Below are 20,267 nucleotides of genomic sequence, written 5' to 3'. Positions count from 1 at the left end.
CCGCCACTAACCCGTTGGCGCATAATGATACTTATGTTAAGTGCGTCATAATTACTGACATATTTTGCACGTCGTTTCATTGGAACATCTCCTGGTAAGCGTCAAGCACAAGACGGACTTCGGCCTGTGCAGAAGTCGATGCCGCAGCAAGGCAATTCAGATAGGTTTGCGCCTCATCGAAGTAGGCGTTGAACTCGGCTCTGATGTCGTCGCCATACTCGTTCAGGAGCGCAGGCGAGGCCGCCAGCTCCGGCCGCAACGGCGTCACGCAATCTATCGCCAGCGTTTCGGCATGTGCCGGGAGCGCAAGGACGATGAATGTGCTACATGCCAGCAACCGCGACATCTGGTGGTCTCCCGACAATCTGGGGGCGAATCGTGTGCTCGACCTATCACCGAAAAAATATTACAATCAATCAAAAGATATTTATTGACCATGTCATATGTCTTACGCTACGTCGCCGCATATCTTGCAACATGCACTGTTTGAAGCGGTGCAAAAGCAGGTTACTTCCGTAGGAACTTCTTTCCTTCGGAGGCAAAATGGCAGGAACAAAATATCCCGTGATCCTAACATCGCACATGCAAGAGGCGATCGAGGGTGGGGCATGGATAGAGGTGGAATGCGTCGAGGCCCCGGAAAAGGGCGGCAATACGCATAGGGGTGGCTGGACGGTTTTCGTCTGCTCCAATGACGGTCAAGGCGGTGTGCACCGGTCGGTCTATGTGACCAACCGGGATCTGAAACCACGCGTCTTCAAGACCGCCGCAGGGCTCATGAGCTTCTGCCTGGAGCTGGGCGCAAAGCTATTCAGCTGCCCTCTCCGAGAAGGTGAGAGAGGCACGTGGGAGTTTGAGACGACAAGGTATCCTGGCAGCGGCTAGCCTCGTTTTCTGGGGGCTTTCAAGCCCTTCCTCCCATGCACAATCTGTTATCGATCTCGATGCTCCAGACCGTGTTGGCCGTCTGACCAGCAGCGTTCTCGACTTCGCAAGACCTCAACCCGAGCACAGCGACGTTGTCGCACGTTCTCAGGCTGATCCTCTTGAGTTACAACGCCTTTCCCCGTCTCGGACCCCATCAGGCCGTCCCGTTATCGAGGCTATGATCCTCAATGTGGGGTCGGTCTATGCGGACCACCCGGCCCTGCGCCGGGCGGGCATGACCTCTCGCGACTGGGTGGCCTTTTTTCGCGCCAACATCGCTGTTGAAAGCGCGTTTGACCCAGGCGCGCGGTCGCATGTCGGTGCAATCGGGCTTGGGCAGTTGATGCCGGACACCGCGCGTGTGCTTGGCGTCGACCCGCATGATCCTGAGCAAAACCTGCATGGATCCGCCCGCTACTTGCTGACACAACTTGATCGTTTCGGCACGCCGCAGCTTGCGCTCGCGGCCTATAACGCCGGCCCCGAAGCCGTGGCGCGTCACGGCGGTGTGCCCCCCTACCGTGAAACCCAAGGCCATGTCCGCAAGGTCATGGCCGTCTATGCCCAATCCATCGGAGACCAGACATGAAACGCATCGATTATACCCCGGCAACCTTTTTGGCCGTGCTTGTGCTGGCCGCCAGCCCGGCCGTCGCGCAGGATCTCAGCCCGGTCTCCGACATGATTGACACGGTCGTTGACGCCGTGACAGGTCCCATCGGTCGTGGCCTTGGCGTGCTCGCGCTCGTGGGCTCCGGTGTCATGATGTTTTTCGGGCGCCTGAACTGGCCGATCTTCGTTGCCGTCTTTGTCGGCGTGGTTCTGATTTTTTCGGCCGAGACCATCATCGACGGCTTTGCGGCTCCTTGATCTGATCTGCGGCAGAGACCCACATGCGCGACACACCACTTTTTCTGGGGCTAACCAAGCCGCCACGGATATTCGGTCTGCCGATCGGATATTTCGTGGCACTGGTTTTCGCATCCGTGATCCCTTTCATTCTGGTTGACGACATGCGGTTCCTGCTGGTCTTCATCGTTGGCTACCCGCCGCTTTGGCTGGTCGCTGACCGCAATCCACATCTGTTTCAGATTTTGAACGTCGTGATGTCGCGCACCCCGCGAACGAGCGCGCGATCAGATGAGGGAGGCGATCTCTATGTCGCGTGAGTTTCGGGGATTTCGTGCCAGCAGTGCTGTTCGGGACGCGCTCGGGGACAAGGCCTTGAAAGCCGAGCGTCTTGGGCGCCATCTTCCCTATATCGCTGCGGTGCGGGACAGTGTCATCCTGACACGGCAGGGCGATCTGATGGCGTCGGTGACGCTCGACGGGGTCGACAGCTTCACCAGCGACGACGCGCGGATCGATGAGATCAGCGAAGGCTTTGCCCGGATCGTCGGGCAACTGGGGGAGCGCTTCGGTTTCCACATCAACAAGGTTTCGCGCCCGGACGTCTTGGACCTGGCCCCTCCAGACGGCATGCCTTTCGCGACTGCTGTAGACGCCGCCTGGCAAAGAAGCCTGCGCGCCCGCGATCTGAAAGCCCGCACCCTGATGTTGACGGTTCTTATGCGTCCGTCGATGCCGCAGGCCTTCTCGAAAGTTCTGGGCGTCCTTGGCGGCGGCCGCGATTTCCAGAAAGACATCGACACGAGGATTGTTGCCCTGGAAGAGGCCATGACGCTGCTCATGGCGATGTATTCCGGCGCGGGTGTGACGCGACTTACGGTCTCAAGCGGGGATTGGCTTGCGTTGTTGGCCGCGGTTCACGGACAGGGCTACGCCAAGATCATCGCCGCCCCCGGACAATTGCTGGCCGACACTATGAGCAATTTCGACGTCAGCTTTCAGGGCAAATCCATGCGGCTGGAATGCGGCGACAGCGCACGATACGGCGCGATTTTTGGGATGAAATCCTATCCCAGTCGCACCTGGCCAACCATGCTTGACGCACTGGAACTGCCCTATGACATCACGATCACCAACTCTTTCACGCCGCGGCGCGCCAATGAGATGGTTGAGCGCATTCAACGCACCTTTCGCCAGCGGGGTGCCTCCGAAGATGCCGGCGTCAGCTTGACTGAGCAGTTGATCGAAGCCGCCGACGCCGTGGCATCCGGCCGCTCAACCTTTGGGACACATCATGCCTCCGTGCAGGTATTCTGTGACAGCACCGAGGAACTGGAACAAGCAGCTTCCGAGATCTGGCGGGCGGGTCAAGAAACCGGTGCCGTTCTGGTCCGGGAGTCCTGGGCAGCAAAGGCGCTCTATTTCGCGCAGGCGCCCGGGAACTGGGCCTACCGGATCCGTGACGGGATCGTTTCGTCGCAGAATTTCGCGGAACTGGCGGCGTTTCACAAGACAAGGCCGGGACGCGGACCTAAGGCAAGCCCATGGGGCAAGACGATCACGGCCTTCCCGACCGTGACCTCCAGCCTCTACCGGTTCAACTTTCACGAAGCGGGGCGCCGGACCGATGAGCCAAGCGTCGGGCACACGCTGGTTCTGGGCCGCACCGGGTCTGGCAAGACCCTCGGCACGGCGTTTCTCATGGCTCAGGCGCGCAGAGCGGGCGCGCGCGTCATCGTTTTCGACAAGGACCAGGGGTTGGAGATGGCGATCCGCGCTTTGGGTGGCAGCTACAGCGAAATCAAGGTGGGCGAGCCCACCGGTTTCAATCCGATGACCACGGAGACCGATGCGCGAGGGGCCGCCTGGCTGACAGATTGGCTCGGCGACATTCTGGCCCGCCACCGTCCACTCGAGACGGTTCAGACCGTCGCACTGAATGAGGCAGTCCGTCAGATCATTGCTGCGGAGCAGGAACTCAGAACATTCGACGGCTTGGCAAGCCTCGTGGCCTCTACCGATGACGACGGTGATCTGGTGTCCCGCGTACGAGAATGGACGCAAACCGGCCGGTATGGATGGCTTTTCTCAAGGCCCAGTGCCCAATCGATTGCCATTGGCGAGGATGTCCTTGGTCTCGACATGACGGAACTTCTCGATCAGGACGCGGAACGCTCCGCCCTGCTCGCCTATCTCTTCCGCCGTATCGAGCGCGTGATCGAGGATCGCACACCAACAATCATCGTGATCGATGAAGCCTGGAAGATGTTGGCTGACGATATCTTCGTCAAGCGTCTTCACGACTGGCTGGTTACCATGCGCAAGCGCAACTGCGTGGTAATGATGCTGACCCAGACACCGGGCCATCTGGACCAAAGTTCGGTCGGCCAGATCATCGCGGAAAGTGTGGCCACCCAGATCCTGTTTCCCAATCCACGGGCGAATCCGGGGGATTACGGCATCCTGCGCCTGAACGCGCGCGAGGCGGAGTTCCTCTCAAGCCCGACAGCCGGGTTGCGGCTGGCATTGATCCGCTCAGGCGCCGACAGCGTGTTCGTCAATACCGATCTCGCAGGCCTTGGCAGTCTGGTCACTGTTCTTGGTGGCGGCAAGACCGGCGAGGAAAAAGCGCCTGCCGATTGGCGCAAGAAAGAAGACTTCTGGAAGGACATGATGTGAAGGCACGATTTTTTCTGTTGGTCGCCATGGCGGCCCTGAGCGCTTGCGAAGGTGCATCAACAGGCGTGCGCTCGCCATGTTTCGAGCGGCCTGCGATGGCGTTCTCGGCCCCTGCCCCCGACCTTGTTTCACGGAATGCGCATTGTGATTTCCAGAGCTTCTAGAATGGCGGTTCCGTTGGCTTTGGGTCTTGGCTCGCTTGCTGCCGCGCAGGGCGTGCCCGTGATCGATGGCTCCAATCTTGCCCGGGCCGTGTCTCGCGTTGAGGAACTTGCGCGCGACGCCTTGCGGCAGGGCCAGAAGCGCGACGCCCGCCAGGAACAAGCGGATATCTATCGAGAGCAGCTTGAAGCCTATGAGCGTTTCCTTGCGGAGACCACCGGTGTCACCGACCTGAGTGGGTTCGAGGCTGGTGGGCCCGGCTGGGCGAGCGCTGCAGAGACTTACCCAGCCCAGGAAGATCATCCTGATGCCGATCGCCTCTTCGGTGAGCCAAGCGACGTGGAACGCATGATCATCACGGTGGCGCGGCGCTATGAAGGTCATCCCGGTGTTGCGGCCGCCGGTCTGACGCCACTGACGTGGCGTATCCTGTTTCAGTCACTAATCAAGCAGGAAAGTCGTTTCAACAATGCAGCCGTCTCCCCCGTGGGTGCGCGCGGTTTTTGCCAGCTGATGCCGGGCACAGCATCGGATCTCGGTGTGGACCCATATGATCCTTGGGAAAACCTGGACGGTGGAGCACGCTACATTCTCACGCAACTGAACCGCTTCGGTCGGATCGATCACGCTCTGGCGGCATATAATGCCGGCCCCGGCCGTGTTCTCGAGTATGGTGGTGTGCCTCCTTTCGAGGAAACCCAGACCTACGTCCGGCGCATCAACGGTTATTACAACGACTATCTTGGCACCATCACCGGCGTCGACATGACGGGGTCACTGGCGGGCTTCGATGGTGCCTCGGCCGCCTGGGGCAACTGGGCGGATGCCTCGGTCGGCTATGGCGCCTACGTGGGCACCCAGATCGATCAGGCCATGACCCGGATCGCGGCGCTTTTGCGTAAAGATCCACCCGATAACGCAAAAGAGGTGCTGGACCGCTCCACCTATATGCTTGCTGAACGGGCGCGGCTCATGGCGCTGACGCTGCGTCTGCGCGCGGCCCATGTGAAAGTCGAAGCGGCACAAGGTTTGACCGAGGCCGCCGATCACCTGGAGCAATCCACTTTCTGGAGGTATTCCGATGAGGGCTGACACCCGCCTTGCCGCAATTATTGTCGCGGGCACGCTCATGGCGGCCCACCTCCCCCCAGCCTTCGCTCAGGGTGTGCCTGTAATCGATGGATCAAACCTCGCGCGGAATGTCGAGCAGCTGCAGGCCGCGCTGCGCGATGCGGAAAACCAGCTCCAGCAAATCGAGGAATTGCGCACCCAGATCGAGCGCCTCACTGATATTCAGGGCCTGCTTGATGACGTCCTGGGATCAATTACCGGCCTGAACGATATCGCCGCCCTTTACAACGGCGTGGAGGACCTGCGTGCCCGCGCCCAGAAGATCACCGATCTATCGGGTTTCATGGACAACCTGTCGCTCGGGGATTTTGACAGCCTGCTGGACGATCTGCTCGATGGCGACGTCACCATGGGAGAGCGCCGGGCCGCTGATGCCATGCGCGAGACGATGGCCAGTGCGGGGTTCACCTCGGAAAAACTCACCGAGCTGAACGACGCCGGGAACCCGCAAGGCGCTGCCATAGCCGATCTGGCGGCTGCCAATGCCATGGTCATCGGGCAAGCACAGATTTCCTACGAGGAAGCCGCCCAGAGCATTGAGCGTATCGATGGGCTGGTGGAAGCGATTGGCGATCAGGAAACGCTCAAGGAATCGATCGATCTCAACACGCGTATGGCCGCGGAGACGAATTTCATGTTGGGCCAGATGTGGCGCCTGAATGCCGCCCAAGGCTTGGCGCAAGGTCAAAATGGCATCGATTTCGCGGCCGAGCAGGCCCGCACACGCTCCTTCTTTGATTTTTCCGGCGCGGAGGACTGACCCTTGAACACATCACTCACAGCACTTGCCGTTTTCATCACCCTCGCAGGCAATGCCTGGGCCGAAGGCCCGCAAGACCTGCCCGACGATAAGTTGCTCGGAGAGGTCGTCATTGCCACCGAAACCGGAGAGGAAGACCGGCTTCTCAAGCTGATGCGTGAGGTAAAGGCGAGGGGGCTTTTGATGTTCCCGAAGCCGCAAGCCTGCTCGCTCACCTATCCGGACACGGAATTCTTCAGCAACGAGATTTTCCGCGGGGCGGTTCGATGGGGTTTTGGCACCGACCTGCGCGAGCTTGCCATATCGCACGGTTTCTGCGGCTGCATCTATGATCTCGGATCGCTGGACGACTACACGCAGGCACGTATCGGAAAGACCCCGGAAGAGCTTACTGCAGCAGATTTCAACGCATTGCGTCGATATCGCAGCGGCGAATGGGTCGATATCGACCAACGCCATGCGGCATTTCGCAAAGAAAGCTGCGGCGACTGATGGCCATCATTGCCGAGGTTCTTGCCATGGTGGATGCGACCGTGGCTGGTGTCGCAGCCGACACCTATGGCGATACGGTCGCCGCCGTGCGCCCTGTCGTGCGGTCCGCGTCGGTGTTGGTCGCAGCGTTCGTCGGTGCAAACCTCGTTGTGCAGACGGTCGAGCTATCGCGCGCGACTATCGTCGCTCTTGGGTTGCGGCTCGTGCTGGTGAATGTGTTCCTGACCTTCGCCAATCTCTCGGTCCCCTATGACGCTTTGACAAACGCCCCGGCCGAACTTGGCGCCGGGATCCTCGATTCCCTCTCTGGGGGCAGTGTCGAAAATCTCTACGACGGCATCGACGATCTCTATTCCCAAGCCCTGAATGTCGGACAGGCGATCAGCCAGAATGGGGGCTGGCTGGCCGGGGCCATGACCAGCGTGATCATGTTCCTCGTAGCGGCCGCCATGGCGACGATCACCATCATTGTTCTATCTGCCGCCAAGATCATGTTGGCGGTCTTGATCGCCATCGCCCCGTTGGCTGTGGCCTGCACATTGTTCAAGCAATCGGCGCCGATCTTCGAGGCCTGGGTCAAACTCGCCATCGGATTTGCCTTCGTGCCGCTATTCGTTGCTGCCATGGCCGGGTTCACCATTGCCACCGGAAATGCAGTTGCGCCAGAGGAGCTCAACAGCGTTGAAACGCTCGGGGACGCGATCTCTTTTGTCGTGGTGATGATGATCGGCACCGGTCTGATGTTGCTCGTGCCAACGTTCGCCCAAGGGCTTGCCGCCACGAACATCGGCCTCGCCTCGATCGGTGCAAATGCCGCGCGGATGCCCGGGAATGCGTTGCGCAATACCGGTGCCGCGATCCGGGGCGGCGATGACATGCGACGGGGCTTCAACGCAGGGCTTCAGGGACAGGGCGTCTCTGACCGATCGTCCAGCGCGGCCCGTGCCGGGAGCTATGCGGGCAGTGCGGTCGCGCTCGCCGGAAAGATGAAGAAAGGATAGCCATGAGTGATTTCGATATCGATTTGGTGATGGGTCCGCGTCGGGCCGCGCGCGCCGCATGGATTGTTGCGGGCTGTTCCTGCGCCGTTACCGTGCTGTTGGCCCTGACCATCACGGTCATGTTGCCCCTGCGCGAAACCGAAGTGTTTACCGTCCTCGTCGACAGCACCACAGGGGCAGCCGAACGCATCTACCAGGTGAAGCCAACCGGTATCACCGATGAGGAAGCGATCAAGGAATCCCTGCTTGTGAGCTATATCAGTGACCGCGAGAGCTATTTTCGGGCCGGTATTCAGGAACGGCTCGAAAGTGTCCAGCGGCGTTCCAGTGGGCCCGCCCGCGCCTCGCTGATCGAACTCTGGACCACGGGGTCCGAGAATTACCCGCCGCGCAGCTATGGTGCGAATGCGCAGGTCGATGTCCGCGTGCGGGCGATCACCTTCCTGCAGGACGACGTGGCCCAGATCCGGTTCGACAAGCGCCTCACCCGGCCCAACCAGACACCGGTTACGCAGACGTTCATCGCCACCGTCGGGTTTGAGTTTGCCCCCCGTCGCGAACGCTCCCTGACACGCGTCTGGGAAAATCCCCTTGGCTTCTCGGTGACAGCATACCGGGTCGACGCCGAAACACTGACACGAGAATAATTCATGAAAACCTTTCTGCTTGCCACTGCAATCGTCACCGGGTTGCTCGCAGCGCCTGCCTTGGCTGAGCGCGCGCCGGTCACCATGGGACAGGACGCCCGCGTTCGTCACGTCAACTTCAACCCCACGGATGTGATCCGGATCGACACCCACCTTCGGGTAAACACGTCAATCGAACTCGGTCCCGGCGAACGGATCAATCAAGTCCTCATCGGAGATTCCGCGTCCTATGAAGTTGAGGTCCTATCGAACCGCAATACGATCTCGATCAAGCCTGTCGAGGCACGGGCTGCGACAAACCTGACGATCTATACCAGCCGCCGCGCTGTCGCCTTCTATCTGACAGAGGGCCGCTCGCGGACACAGTCTTTCCGGATTGTCGTGAACTTTCCCGACGAGCGCCCCGCAGGGCGCCAGCTTGCGGCTGGGGGCCGTGATACCGGCTATCAATTTGCGGGAGGCGGTGCGATCCGCCCGGTGCGAGTCTGGAATGATGGGCGCTCGACCTTCTTTGAATTCCAGCCCGGCGTGCGGCCCTCGATTTTCGGCTTGAATGCCCAAGGCTACGAAATCACCCAGAACAGCCAGACCCGAGGCGCGGTCGTGCGGGTCACAGGCGTGCGGAACACCTACACCATCCGCATGGGCGACGATCATATCTGCATTATCCGCGAGGCCGGTGGGTTCACCACCGAGGCTGCCGCCGTGGGTGCCCTGCGTGGGCGGGAGTTCTGATCATGTCCGAAAAACAGACCCCGGAAAAGGAATACAGTTTTGCACCAAAGCGGCGCGCATCTCTCGGGCTCAGGCTTGGTCTGGGTGCGCTCCTCTTGGCGGGGACCGCCATCATTGCCTACCCGCTTGTGCAAGGCAGCGGGATCACTTCGGCCGTTGAGACATCGAAAGCCGATGACTTTCAGGATCAGGTCGACGGGGACGGGTTTGGCCGCATGACAGCCGAAGCGGAACCGACCGAACCACGATCGGTGCCCCGATTCGATCCCGGCCCGATCGAGGATGAACTTGCGGTGCAGCGCCTGGCGCTGGAGGAGCAGAATGCCAAGCTTGCGCGCGACGTGGTCGCCCTGCAAGCCCAGTTGGCAAGACTGGCAGAGGCCCCAGCCCCCGACAATTCCGGTGAGCTGGCTGAAGCGCTGCGCTCGGTCCAGGAACAGAACACGGCGCTCATTGCCCAACTGGAAAGCGAGATGGACACTCGATTGGCAGAAGCCGATCTGGTGGCACAAAAACGGATTACGGATGAGGTTGCCGCGCGCGCACGTGTCGCCGATGGCCGGATGGAGCAGTTGATGGAGCAAATTCTCGGCCTACAGCGCCAGAACGACGCCCTGCAACAGCAAATAGACAGCGGCATGAGTGACGCCCTGCGCGCGCAATCCGAGCGGGACCAACTCGCCGCCGAGGAAGCCGCGCGACGGGCTGAGCTGGAGCGTCGGCGAGCCGAGGCGGCGGCGCTGCGCGACACACAAATCCGGTCCGAGGGGGTGATTTTTGACACGGGCGGCAAGACGGGCAGTCCGGCATCCGACCCCGAGACGGGTCCGGCGATCGGGGATGCCGCCGCGCGCGCCTTCGTGTTGGACGGTGCCCAGCCCGTTCAAGTCGCGACTGTGGAAATCATCGCCAATCCTTCCAACACGGTTCTGCAGGGCACGCTCATCCAAGCGTCACTGGAAACCGCCATTGACTCCACATTGCCCGGACAGATCACGGCCATCGTGAACTACCCGGTCTGGAGCTTCGATCAGTCCCGCATTCTAATTCCCGAGGGCTCCCGCCTCTTCGGGACGTACAATTCGAATGTCTCTTTGGGTCAGGCCCGCATTCTGGTTGGCTGGTCACGCATCGTCACACCCGAGGGGCAATCGGTTCAGCTCGCCGCATTCGGTGCGGATGATCAGGGCCGTTCTGGCGTAACGGGCTCCGTAAACTCACGTTTCGGATTGCGCTTTGGCACAGCCGCGTTGCTGTCGATCATCGGCGCAGGACCGGCAATCGCCGCGTCGGAAGCGAGCTCCGACACCGGCACAGACGTTGCCGAGGGTGTCGCAGGCAGTTTCACCCAGACCACCGATGCCGTGATCGGCGAATACGCCAGCCTGCCGCCGATTATTTCGGTTCAACCAGGTGCCGCGATCAGTGTGATCGTTGACCGTGATCTCGAGTTCTATTGATGAACCAGGCGGCAGAAAAAACCAGTTTTCTTTCGACCTATCTGAAACCGCTGGCTGCACCGCTTTGCGATCCCGCCGTCGTCGAAATCGCCATCAATCCCGATGGAAAGGTCTGGGTGGAAACGCGGGGCGCTGAGCATATGGTTGAGCTCATGGGCGTGTACTACTCCCCTGCCCAAGCTCGGGACCTTGCAACGTCGATTGCCAGCGCCACGCACGGACAGATCAGCGAGAAAAAGCCGCTGGTCTCCGGCAAGATCGAGATGAATGGCAAGCCGATCCGGGCACAGGTCGTCTATCCACCGGTCGTGGATGGCGGGCCGTCGATCACCCTGCGCCGCTATAGTGAAGACCAACTTACCTTGGGCGACATCGGTCTGTTGCACGGTGCACTGGTGGACCTGGACGCCGAACGACAGGCAAAAGCCGAACGGGTGATCGCGCTGACCCAGGCGGGGGATATTCGAGCCGCCATGGAACTCTGCATCGACAAGCGGTTGAACATCATGATCAGCGGCGGGACATCTACCGGCAAAACGACCTTTGCCCGGGCACTTCTCGCGCTGGTGACCGAGACGGAGCGTATCGTGACCATCGAGGATGCGTTCGAGCTCTTCCCGCCACAACCCAATCGCGCGATGCTCAAGGCTGATCGCATCCCCTCAAGTGAACGCACCGCAGCCAAGTTGCTCGAGACATCCTTGCGCATGCGTCCAGACCGGATCATTCTGGGTGAGCTGCGCGGCGACGAGTGCAAGACATTCCTCGACGCGATCAACACAGGCCATTCAGGCTCATTAACCACAATTCACGCCGATACCGCTCAAAAGGCGCTCGACCGCCTCGCCCTCATGGTCATGTCCGTGGGCATCAACATGAGCTTTGAGGAGGTACGGCGCTATGCCGCGTCCAGCATCGATGTCGTGGTGCAGCTTGGTCGGAAGGACGGAAGACGTGGGGTCGAACAGGTGTGGCTGCCGGGCAGCTCAAATCCCTGAAGAGATCTGCGGGTCTGCGTCGGATGGGGCCTGCATCCGCAAATGCGTTATAGCGCAACGGCTTATTCGGTCAACGGAAAGCAATCGGTTTACCGGTTGCCACGGTCAACCCAAAATTATAGGTTTACCGAGGCAGCAATTCGGAGGCCAACATGGCGAATCTGAGCTCAGTGGCACGCTCTGCCTATGGTGATCTCTTGCGTCTTCTGAAGGACGACATGGTCGCCAATGTCCGCGGCTCGCTCGTCACAAAGGAGCGTGGCGGCAAGACCTACTGGTACGCGGCTGAGAAAATCGGCAGCGATGTGAAGTTCTGGTATATTGGTCCGGACAGCCCCGAGACGCGCTCTCGCGTGGACCGCATGAACGACCTGCGCGAACAAGCATCCGAGCGCAAGCGCGAACGCGCCCGCCTCGCGCGTCTGCTGCGCGCCGAGGGTATGACGCCGGTCGACCGGGGCACAGGCGGTCTGCTGCTTGCCATGGCCAAGGTCGGAACGTTCCGGCTCGGCGGCACCCTGGTCGGCACGAATGCCTTTCGCTTGATGGAGGGAGAGATGGGCGTCACCCTCCCCCTTGGCAGCGTGGCCAACACGGGGGATGTCGACATCGCGCAGTTCGAGCGTCTGTCCGTTGCCCTGCAAGATGCCGTCGAGCCATCCTTGGCTCAGACATTCGCGGCGCTCAAGTTTGACCCCGTTCAGGGTCTTGACCGCGACAGTGTCTGGCGCTGGCGGCAAAGCGGACAGGCCGGCATGATGATCGAATTCCTGACGCCATCTTTTGACGCGGAAGAAGGCATTCGCGACCTTCCCGCCCTGGGCGTCAAGGCGCGGGCCCTGCATCATTTGAACTACCTGATCTCCGACCCGATCCACGCCGTCGCGCTTTATCGGGACGGTATCCTTGTGCAGATCCCACGCCCCGAGAAATTCGCAATCCACAAGCTGATCGTCGCGGATCGCCGCCGCGACGGGCCCGGGTCCTTCAAGGCCGACAAGGATCGCCAGCAGGCCGCATTCATTATCGAAACCATGGCCGAGGATCGCCCGTCCGACCTCTGGGACGCTTACACCGACGCAATGGCGCGCGGCCCCGGGTGGCGCGAGAGGATTGAGCGGACGCTGGAGCGATTGCCGGGCACACGCGAACTGCTGATGTGGTGCGAAGCGGGGTAACGCGGGTACCCGCGATATGCAGGAATAGTGGTTTTTCGGTCCAGCTTCACAGATCAGGTTGCGCGTGCGTGCGCCTTGAACCAAACGCACATGTAGCCTTCAGAGACATTTTCTTTGACTTTGCCAGACATGTCGCTTATAGCTACATAATGAAGCAGATCAGCTATACGAAAGCCGCGATCAAAGCATTGCGCCGAATGCCCGTGAACACTGCCACGCTGATCCGCTCCAAGATCGAGGTCTATGCGCACGACCCAGGCTCGCAGGCCAATAATGTGAAGTCCCTCAAGGGGCGAGAGGGCGTTCGGCTACGGGTAGGCGATTGGCGCGTTATCATGGATGATCAGGGCAATGTCCTGGCTGTTCTGGATATCGGACCCCGCGGCGGCATCTATGACTGAAAGGACATGACATGAACGAGATGGTGACGATCCCCCGCGAGGAATATGACCGCCTGCAGGCTGCGGCTGAGGATCTGGCGGATTTGCAGAACTTTGACCGTGCCAAGGCAGCGCTGGCGGCGGGAGAGGAAGAGCTTGTGCCTGCGGAATTCGTAAATCGCCTGCTGAATGGCGAGCGCACCCTGCGCGTCTACCGGGATTGGCGTGGCCTGACACAGGCAGCGCTGGCCGCAAAGGCAGGCGTCAACCGGGTCACAGTGGCCGAGATCGAAACCGGACGCAAACAAGGGTCGGTCACAACCCTGCGAGCCTTGGCGGATGCCCTCAACGTTGCGCTCGACGATTTGGCGGAATAAGGCGCAGCCCTTTCCTGGCGCTATGGCGAGACCGAACTTTAGTTGGGAGCGGGCATCGCGTCCGCATCTTCCAGGGACGAGAGAAAACTTGCCAGAAGAAGAACCTGCTCGTTGGTCAGCTGTGCTGTTGCAGACAGGACAGGTGAAATCGCCTCCACTTCGGCGAGTTCCATCAGATGCTCACCGCTCTCTGCATATGCACGGATGAAACGGTAGGGGTTGAGATGCTGCTGTATGGCATCGGCGAGCGTCTCGGCCTGACCATTGTGGAAATATGGCGCGGTCAGCGTAACATTTCTCAAGGGCGGCGTCCGAAACAGAAAACGATCCTCCACCTCGCCCGTTGCGTAGTATCTGCCAAGATCCTTGTTTTCCCGGTTATCCGGCACCCCGACAGAGTGAAACCCGAAATCACTGAAGACGTCGCCGCTATGGCAGACGGCGCATTTGCCAATACCGTAAAATAGAAGGGCGCCGCGCTTCTGCTTCTCGGTCAATGCGGTCAGATCGCCTGCAAGATAGCGATCCCATGGCGTGTTCCTGGATTGAAACTCGATCTCGATATAGTGCGCGAGGGCGTTCCCGAGATGGGATGGCCGGACCCCCTCCGCCGCCGCCAGACCGTAGCTATCGCGAAACAGCCTCCGATATCCCTCGTCCGAGGCGGTCCCCTCTGCTTCTTCGGCAATGAGTAGTGGCGCGACGCGTGCCAGCACATCGTCCGGTTTCAACCCGGTGGTGGCTGTGGGTGCGAGATCGTTTGAGGGTCCAGGTTCCCCGAGCATTTCCGCCGGGATGTAGATCGGGCGCACCGATTGAAGTGCCATCAGATTCTCGAACCCGGTCGTGGAGAGACCCTCCGGCGATACGAGTCCGCCCTGATCGGTCGCCTTTGTCACCTCCAGCCGCCCATCCCAAAGCATAGTGGAGACATGATTGTGATCCCGGTTCCAGAGATCAGGCACGTTGCGCGCCGGGACCTCGGGGATCAACTCTAAGGCCACATCCAGTCGCGGCTCAAGTGCCGCGCCATCCGCGGTGGCAAGTTCTCTCCTGTGGCAGGTTGCACAGGACCGATCCGCATGTCCGCTCAGGCGCTGGTCATGGAAAAGCTCCTCTCCTAAACGGAATTTTGGGCCGCGCACATAGTCTTTTAAGGGAAGCGGGGCGAGCCCGTGCCGCTCGATCACGATGCGCAATTGGGCATCGAGTCCCTCGGCGGCAACACCGCCGTCTCGCAGATCTGGATAGGCCGGGTCGAAACTCGCCGAGAGGTGCAGCGCCGCAAGGGCATGCTGAGACGCGCCCCGCGAAAGGAGATACTCCTTCAGGGTGGCGTAGCTCTTGCAAGGAAGACGCCCGATCTCAAGAGCCTGATCCAGGCGAGACACCTGTGCCGATGACACTTGTTCCCGGGCCTCGGCGGCCGCTTCCGCTGCACGCACGGCCTGATCGCAGGCGGCGGACAGGGCCCGGTAATCCGCCTGATGCACACTGAGCAAAAGACGCGGGTGCAGTTCGGCAAGGTAGAGCCAGACCGGAAGAGACAGGCCGATGCCAATGACGGCGAGCCGAAACAGGATGTTGAGAACGGACATCGAGCGCGCCGGTTTCACTGCTCTGCCTCGGGATCGAACTCGAGCGTCGACAGAAACGCCACGAGGTCCAAGATATCCCGCTCGTTTAGCTCGACGGCATAACTCGGTTCCTGCGACCATCGCGCAATCTTCTGGTATATCTCTGCCCGCTCGAGTGGCGAGAGCTTGCTAGTATCGATCTTCGCAAGGGGATCCACATGGGCTCGGATGGCCCCGGCCAGATCCGGTTCCACCCCTGAGTGGGAAAATGGCGCAGTCTTCGTGACATTGAAGAGGGGCGGCGTTCTGAAAGCGTAACGATCTTGAGGGTCCTGGGTGAAATTATACCGCCCGTAATCGATCCCGAAGCCATTGAAACCAAAGCCGAACTGGGCGAAGGGGATCGCATGGAATCCGAAGTCCGAGAAATAAGGCCCTGAATGACAAGAGGAACACTGCCCCCGCCCATAAAAGAGCAGTCCCCCGGCCAATTCCTGACCGGTCAGTTCCTGGCCGCCGAACACGAACCGATGCAGTTTCGTGTCACGCAGCCGGAATTCGGAGCGAATGAAGGCGGCAATGGCTTCGGCGATCTGCAGGTAGGTCAGCTCCGCGACATCGAGATCGAAAGCCTCCGCCATCGAATCGGCGATCTCAGGCGTGGCTATGATGCGTCCGGCGATCTCCTGGTGAACCTGTGCCGCCGCAGTGACATTTCCCTGACGCAGCCATTCGGTTTCATCGCTTTCGCCGATCATCTCGCGGAACTCCACCGTCGGCAAATGGGCGGCCACCACCAGCGGGTCGCTGGAAGGAACCATCGCGCCGAACTGGCTCAGCACAGAGCCCGAACTTGCATCGACGCGGCCATCCCAGAAGAAGACATCGAAGCCCACTCCGCCGCGTCCCCAGAGCGCCAGCGCATTGCGGGAGAGAACTCCGGCCGGGCTCTTCATTCGCTCAATACCGGTGCCGACGCCGCCGGCACCATGGCCGAGCGGCAAACCGTCCGCGGATCCGAATTCGTCAAGATGGCAGTTGCGGCAGGAGACATTGCGGGTGAGTGAGAGTAGTTCGCTTTCGAATAGGAGCTTTCCGGCCACCGCCTTATCAGGTTCGAATTCTGGCCAGAGTTCTTCAGCGGGGCGCAGCCCGTTGTCAAGAGCCGCCTGACGCAGAACGGCTTCCCGCATGGTCTCCGCGACTGCCGGGGCGGCGCAGAAGATAGCCAGTGCGAATAGAAGTCTAATAACCGATTTCATGGATCTCGATCACTTCCTGCAAATCTTTGGCCTTCGCCTCAATGGCCTTGAGCGCCATGTATCCCAGGGCATTTTCGTCGAGCCCGAAAAGGATCAAGCGCTTCCGGAATAGATCGTAATCCTGGCAATCGATCAGGGCAATCTCGCTTGCCTCAAGGGCCCTAACGGTTTGCTCGGACGGATTGGCTTCGACCTTCTGTTTAGCCAGAAGATGTGCACGCATAGAGCGGTCACAACGATAGGTCGCCTCTTGATAGGAAGATTGGGCTAGGGAAATCACCGCCCATTTCCAGACCGGCGGGGCGATTTGTCCGACCAATACACCCCCCGCAAAGACCAGTAAAAATTTGGCCAGCTTACTTCGCAACGATATTGAGCGCATTCAGAACCTCGGGTGTGATCGTGCCGGTGATATTCAGGCCCCAGTCCTTCTGAAACTTGCTGATTGCGGCCTTGGTACCGGTGCCGACGATACCGTCGATCGCTCCGGTGTAATATCCATAGCTGTAAAGCGCGGTCTGAACACGTTTAACGATGTCCAGAAAGACTGCGCTGTTGCCCGGCAGCGTTTTTGGAGCCTCGGATGCGCGCGGCATCACAGATGCAGGGGGCGTGCTGTTACTGGACGGCGCAGACGGACGATATGTCCCACCACCTGAATAACCTCCGCCTGAAGACGAGCGATGGCTGCCATGCGAGCCGTGGCTCGAATGCGACCGGTGCCCGGCGAGCGTATACTTGTGCTCGCCACGAAGAATCTGGAACAGCGAGCTGGACTTGTCGTCGCCCCGATCCAAGAGGACGGGTGCCACTGCTGCCTGCGCGCTCTGGGGCAAATAACCGGCCGCAGCGAGCGTGATGGCAAACTTTCCAAGTCTCTTCATTGCGGATGTATCTCCATAAAGCCGTCTTCCTCCCGATACCATTCGAAGAACCCGGCGCACCGGGACTGCATGCGGCAGGTGTCACAGGCTGGTAGATATTTCTGTTTCCAATCGGATATCGACTGCGCGGCGTGCTCCCGAAATGCCGCGGGAACCGTACAGAGCGGGAAGTTGTAGAGCATGACGCTCTGGCGGCGTGCGCGCATCAGGTCGATGGCGGCACCCAGATCCTTGAAATCCACGCTACTATCAAAAAAACAACGGCACCAGTTCATCCTGCCATAGCCGATACGTTCCATCTGCATGATGGCCCATGTTGTCGCGAAGGGCAGATGGCGCGAAATGAAATCCGCCAGCCCGACAAGACCGGCGGCGTTCTGCTTCATGACGACCGTGCGCAACTCCAAACTGGCGCCGGCAAGACCCAGAAGCGCAAGGTTGCCCGATAGCCGCGCAAAGGCACCGGCCTTGCCGACGATCTCATCGTGTACGGCTGGGTCATCGGAATAGATCGGGACGCCCCAGAGCAACCGGCTCCGATGTTTGCGTAGCCATGGCAGGTCACCGATATCGAAATGCTGACCGTTGGTGAGAATGTGAAAGCTGAGATCCTCGCGCGCTGAAAGAGCCGCGTCGATGAAACCGAACAGCTCTTCCTTGTGGAGCAAAGGCTCTCCGCCAGAGAGACCTATCTGTGCACCCGGCGGCGCCAGTCGGGCCGCCGCCCGGAAATGCGTGAACATGTCCTCATGGTGCGCTTTGGGAGGCTGGGAGCACATCATGCACAGCTGGTCGCATTGCTCGGTGATCAGGAAGGTGTTGTGCTGCGAAGCCGCCCGGATCAGTCGATGAGCGATCTGCCGCTGTGGGTCAACGAGCAGAACGTCTCCCTCGATGTGTGCAGGCGCGACGTCGCGGATATGGAAATCGCCGCGTTCAGCCCGGTAGCTGAGGAGACCAGGTTTCTCTGAAGTTAGTGTGGCGTCGTCAACGCCTGGCCCCTCGCCGCTCGATATCCTGACCACGAAGGGTTCAATCGAGCGGTCACATTTCGATCTGAGGCGCAATGGGATCATGACAAGACTGGCCTCAGGGCATCCGGGAGAGTTTCAAGCCCAAGCCAGCGGCACAACGTGAAATCGACTGCCGGATCCCCGCTGTAGAGCAGTTCTATCGCAAGGTCGAACACGGCTAGGTGCCGCTGACAGAACCAGCTCTCATGCCTTGGCACGTCGATCCGGCCATTGCGCGAAAGATCGTCTATGGGGTCGGTTCCGCAGAAGGGCTGATACGGGCAGTGAATGCAGTCGGGATCGAAGTTGTTAACGTGACTCGGCGCCAGCAACGCGAGCTTTTCATGGTCCAGCCCATCAGCGACATTGCCGATCGACAGATCGACTTGCCGGACACGCGCGAGCATGCGAGCCTCGTCGCTTGGGTAGATCAGCCCGTCGAAGTCTATGACGGCATTCTCGCCAGTTGGAATGTTGGGATTTCTCAGATCAGTGTGGTTGTCGGCACCCGGCGCGAGAATCCTTCGCAGGCAATGCGCGAGATAAAATTCTTCCATCACCCTTCCCGAGCGCGCGTTGCGGACGATCAGGGTGTCAATAAAATCCCGGTAGTAGCCGGGCCAGCTTTCCGATGCTCGGGCGGAAGGATGGCTCTTGCGCGCGAACCCCTGATAATTGACCGGTCGCAAGAAGATAGATGTGAATCCAAAGTCTTCATAGGCCGATATAAGCTCCTCCGGTACCGGCGGATGCTCCATATCGATCGTTGGCAGGGCGGAAACGCGATCTGGTCCGATTAGATCAAGAACCCGAGCGAGATTTCGATGAAACACTTGCGTCAGCTCAGAAGTCCCGGTCCGGTTTCGAGTATGAACCTGATGAGGGCCGTCCAGCGAGGTGCTGATCAGAACGTCTTCGCTCGCAAGAAACGCGAGGATATCCGCATCAAGTGTCTGAAGATTGGTGCAGACCACGAAGCGCACCCGCCGAAACCTCCGTCTGGCGTATTCTGCGACAGCCCTCAGAAGATCAAGGCGCAGAAAGGGCTCTCCGCCCTGAAACTCGATCTGAATCTCGTCAACCGGCAGGTCATCAAGGAAAGTAAGTATCCTTTCGAGGGTCTGCTCGTCCCAGTCGAACCCCTTGGCCGCAACTGGTGCGCGAGAGACCTGGCAATAGGAGCATTTCAGATCACATCGCAGCGTCGGGATCAGGATGACATATGCCGACCCACCACCGATATGCTGGCGCTGCGCCCACCTCGTTAGAAATGCCGTGTGGGCGAGATCACCGGTTTTCTGAAAGGTATGCCCCCGCTGCGAAAGAAAATCAGCATCGAACCGATTGAGTTCGTCGCGGGCGTAGCGATCAACAAAAGCCCTGTCTGCCAGAAAGTAACTGCCTGTGTCATCGGCCATGAAGATGCTCCGATCAGGAAGTTCACGAAATCGCAGCGGCCATACCTGCATTACATGGCCAACATCTGATAAAGATCGCGCCGCATTGGCAGCGTCTGCTGAAAGATTTTCTCGCGATAGATATGATAGATGACTTCACGTTCGAGCCGCAGTTCGTCAATCTCATTTGTTCCGGTGAGTTTAATACCATTTTCCGTTGTCTCGATGGCAATATCTGGAAAGATATATTTCAGACGCATTATCGCAGCGGGGATGAACTCATGGAATTCAGGCGATACTGAAATATTTGCAAGGGTCTTCGGTGACACGGCTGCTGCCCTCGTATCTGCTGAAAATT

General features: G+C 59.8%; 24 protein-coding genes. 16 read left to right on the top strand and 8 right to left on the bottom strand.

What is annotated here, in order from left to right:
• Positions 1 to 76: 76 nt before the first annotated feature.
• Positions 77 to 346, bottom strand: coding sequence for a hypothetical protein (locus BHD06_RS12925; RefSeq protein ID WP_080457409.1), 270 nt, complete (start codon positions 344 to 346; stop codon positions 77 to 79).
• A gap of 197 nt (positions 347 to 543) precedes the next feature.
• Here BHD06_RS12925 and BHD06_RS12920 point away from each other — a divergent pair, with 197 nt between their 5' ends.
• The 16 genes from BHD06_RS12920 (at position 544) to BHD06_RS12845 (ending at position 13,776) form a co-directional block, all read left to right on the top strand.
• The gene (locus tag BHD06_RS12920) at positions 544 to 885 is read left to right on the top strand and encodes a hypothetical protein (RefSeq protein WP_080457408.1); all 342 of its coding nucleotides are present in this window, start codon (positions 544 to 546) and stop codon (positions 883 to 885) included.
• 220 nt (positions 886 to 1,105) lie between these two features.
• Positions 1,106 to 1,516, top strand: a complete 411-nt coding sequence (locus BHD06_RS12915) for a lytic transglycosylase domain-containing protein (protein WP_080457407.1) — start codon at positions 1,106 to 1,108, stop codon at positions 1,514 to 1,516.
• Positions 1,513 to 1,797 (top strand): TrbC/VirB2 family protein, encoded by a 285-nt coding sequence (locus BHD06_RS12910; RefSeq protein WP_080457406.1) that lies wholly within the window; start codon positions 1,513 to 1,515, stop codon positions 1,795 to 1,797. Before BHD06_RS12915 ends, BHD06_RS12910 begins: the two co-directional genes overlap by 4 nt.
• A gap of 23 nt (positions 1,798 to 1,820) precedes the next feature.
• Positions 1,821 to 2,096 (top strand): type IV secretion system protein VirB3, encoded by a 276-nt coding sequence (locus tag BHD06_RS12905; protein ID WP_080457405.1) that lies wholly within the window; start codon positions 1,821 to 1,823, stop codon positions 2,094 to 2,096.
• A complete protein-coding gene (locus tag BHD06_RS12900) occupies positions 2,086 to 4,455 on the top strand; it encodes a type IV secretion system DNA-binding domain-containing protein (protein ID WP_176214351.1) in 2,370 nt (789 codons plus the stop codon). Before BHD06_RS12905 ends, BHD06_RS12900 begins: the two co-directional genes overlap by 11 nt.
• 165 nt (positions 4,456 to 4,620) lie before the next feature.
• A complete protein-coding gene (locus BHD06_RS12895) occupies positions 4,621 to 5,709 on the top strand; it encodes a lytic transglycosylase domain-containing protein (RefSeq protein WP_080457403.1) in 1,089 nt (362 codons plus the stop codon).
• Positions 5,699 to 6,508 (top strand): type IV secretion system protein, encoded by an 810-nt coding sequence (locus tag BHD06_RS12890; protein WP_080457402.1) that lies wholly within the window; start codon positions 5,699 to 5,701, stop codon positions 6,506 to 6,508. The genes BHD06_RS12895 and BHD06_RS12890 overlap by 11 nt, the downstream gene beginning before the upstream one ends.
• Positions 6,509 to 6,511: 3 nt before the next feature.
• The gene (locus BHD06_RS12885; protein ID WP_080457401.1) at positions 6,512 to 7,000 is read left to right on the top strand and encodes a hypothetical protein; all 489 of its coding nucleotides are present in this window, start codon (positions 6,512 to 6,514) and stop codon (positions 6,998 to 7,000) included.
• Positions 7,000 to 8,001, top strand: a complete 1,002-nt coding sequence (locus tag BHD06_RS12880; RefSeq protein WP_176214350.1) for a type IV secretion system protein — start codon at positions 7,000 to 7,002, stop codon at positions 7,999 to 8,001. Before BHD06_RS12885 ends, BHD06_RS12880 begins: the two co-directional genes overlap by 1 nt.
• Positions 8,002 to 8,003: 2 nt before the next feature.
• Entirely contained in the window at positions 8,004 to 8,648 is a 645-nt protein-coding gene (locus BHD06_RS12875) for a virB8 family protein (protein WP_051922114.1), read from the top strand.
• Between the two features lie 3 nt (positions 8,649 to 8,651).
• Positions 8,652 to 9,383, top strand: a complete 732-nt coding sequence (locus BHD06_RS12870) for a TrbG/VirB9 family P-type conjugative transfer protein (protein ID WP_080457399.1) — start codon at positions 8,652 to 8,654, stop codon at positions 9,381 to 9,383.
• Positions 9,384 to 9,385: 2 nt separating this feature from the next.
• The gene (locus BHD06_RS12865) at positions 9,386 to 10,843 is read left to right on the top strand and encodes a TrbI/VirB10 family protein (RefSeq protein ID WP_080457398.1); all 1,458 of its coding nucleotides are present in this window, start codon (positions 9,386 to 9,388) and stop codon (positions 10,841 to 10,843) included.
• Positions 10,843 to 11,841, top strand: coding sequence for a P-type DNA transfer ATPase VirB11 (gene virB11, locus BHD06_RS12860; RefSeq protein WP_080457397.1), 999 nt, complete (start codon positions 10,843 to 10,845; stop codon positions 11,839 to 11,841). Before BHD06_RS12865 ends, virB11 begins: the two co-directional genes overlap by 1 nt.
• A gap of 152 nt (positions 11,842 to 11,993) precedes the next feature.
• Positions 11,994 to 13,019, top strand: a complete 1,026-nt coding sequence (locus BHD06_RS12855) for a GSU2403 family nucleotidyltransferase fold protein (RefSeq protein ID WP_080457396.1) — start codon at positions 11,994 to 11,996, stop codon at positions 13,017 to 13,019.
• Positions 13,020 to 13,216: 197 nt separating this feature from the next.
• Positions 13,217 to 13,420, top strand: a complete 204-nt coding sequence (locus tag BHD06_RS12850; RefSeq protein ID WP_254892402.1) for a type II toxin-antitoxin system RelE/ParE family toxin — start codon at positions 13,217 to 13,219, stop codon at positions 13,418 to 13,420.
• A gap of 11 nt (positions 13,421 to 13,431) precedes the next feature.
• Positions 13,432 to 13,776, top strand: a complete 345-nt coding sequence (locus BHD06_RS12845; protein WP_080457394.1) for a helix-turn-helix transcriptional regulator — start codon at positions 13,432 to 13,434, stop codon at positions 13,774 to 13,776.
• A 38-nt stretch (positions 13,777 to 13,814) separates the two neighbouring features.
• Here the strand turns inward: BHD06_RS12845 and BHD06_RS12840 are convergent, their stop codons facing one another.
• From BHD06_RS12840 to BHD06_RS12810, 7 genes are read right to left on the bottom strand one after another with little or no spacing between them, the layout of a single operon-like run.
• Positions 13,815 to 15,494: a cytochrome-c peroxidase gene (locus BHD06_RS12840; RefSeq protein WP_080457447.1), complete on the bottom strand. Its 1,680-nt coding sequence runs from the start codon at positions 15,492 to 15,494 to the stop codon at positions 13,815 to 13,817.
• Entirely contained in the window at positions 15,389 to 16,615 is a 1,227-nt protein-coding gene (locus BHD06_RS12835; RefSeq protein ID WP_080457393.1) for a His-Xaa-Ser system-associated MauG-like protein, read from the bottom strand. The genes BHD06_RS12840 and BHD06_RS12835 overlap by 106 nt, the downstream gene beginning before the upstream one ends.
• Positions 16,599 to 16,934 carry a TIGR03982 family His-Xaa-Ser system protein gene (locus tag BHD06_RS12830; protein WP_254892401.1) on the bottom strand — a complete coding sequence of 112 codons (336 nt, stop codon included), beginning with the start codon at positions 16,932 to 16,934 and terminating at the stop codon, positions 16,599 to 16,601. Before BHD06_RS12830 ends, BHD06_RS12835 begins: the two co-directional genes overlap by 17 nt.
• A gap of 37 nt (positions 16,935 to 16,971) precedes the next feature.
• Entirely contained in the window at positions 16,972 to 17,499 is a 528-nt protein-coding gene (gene hxsA, locus BHD06_RS12825; protein WP_080457392.1) for a His-Xaa-Ser repeat protein HxsA, read from the bottom strand.
• On the bottom strand, positions 17,496 to 18,575 hold the full coding sequence (gene hxsC, locus BHD06_RS12820) for a His-Xaa-Ser system radical SAM maturase HxsC (RefSeq protein WP_080457391.1): 1,080 nt from the start codon (positions 18,573 to 18,575) through the stop codon (positions 17,496 to 17,498). Before hxsC ends, hxsA begins: the two co-directional genes overlap by 4 nt.
• The gene (gene hxsB / locus BHD06_RS12815) at positions 18,572 to 19,981 is read right to left on the bottom strand and encodes a His-Xaa-Ser system radical SAM maturase HxsB (RefSeq protein WP_080457390.1); all 1,410 of its coding nucleotides are present in this window, start codon (positions 19,979 to 19,981) and stop codon (positions 18,572 to 18,574) included. Before hxsB ends, hxsC begins: the two co-directional genes overlap by 4 nt.
• Positions 19,981 to 20,238, bottom strand: a complete 258-nt coding sequence (locus tag BHD06_RS12810; RefSeq protein ID WP_139784725.1) for a hypothetical protein — start codon at positions 20,236 to 20,238, stop codon at positions 19,981 to 19,983. Before BHD06_RS12810 ends, hxsB begins: the two co-directional genes overlap by 1 nt.
• Positions 20,239 to 20,267 lie beyond the last annotated feature (29 nt).

The organism is Roseovarius sp. A-2 (genome assembly GCF_002072155.1).
Lineage (GTDB): Bacteria > Pseudomonadota > Alphaproteobacteria > Rhodobacterales > Rhodobacteraceae > Roseovarius.
Note: the sequence above shows the minus strand (reverse complement) of the source record. Positions and strands in the feature narration are given on the sequence as shown.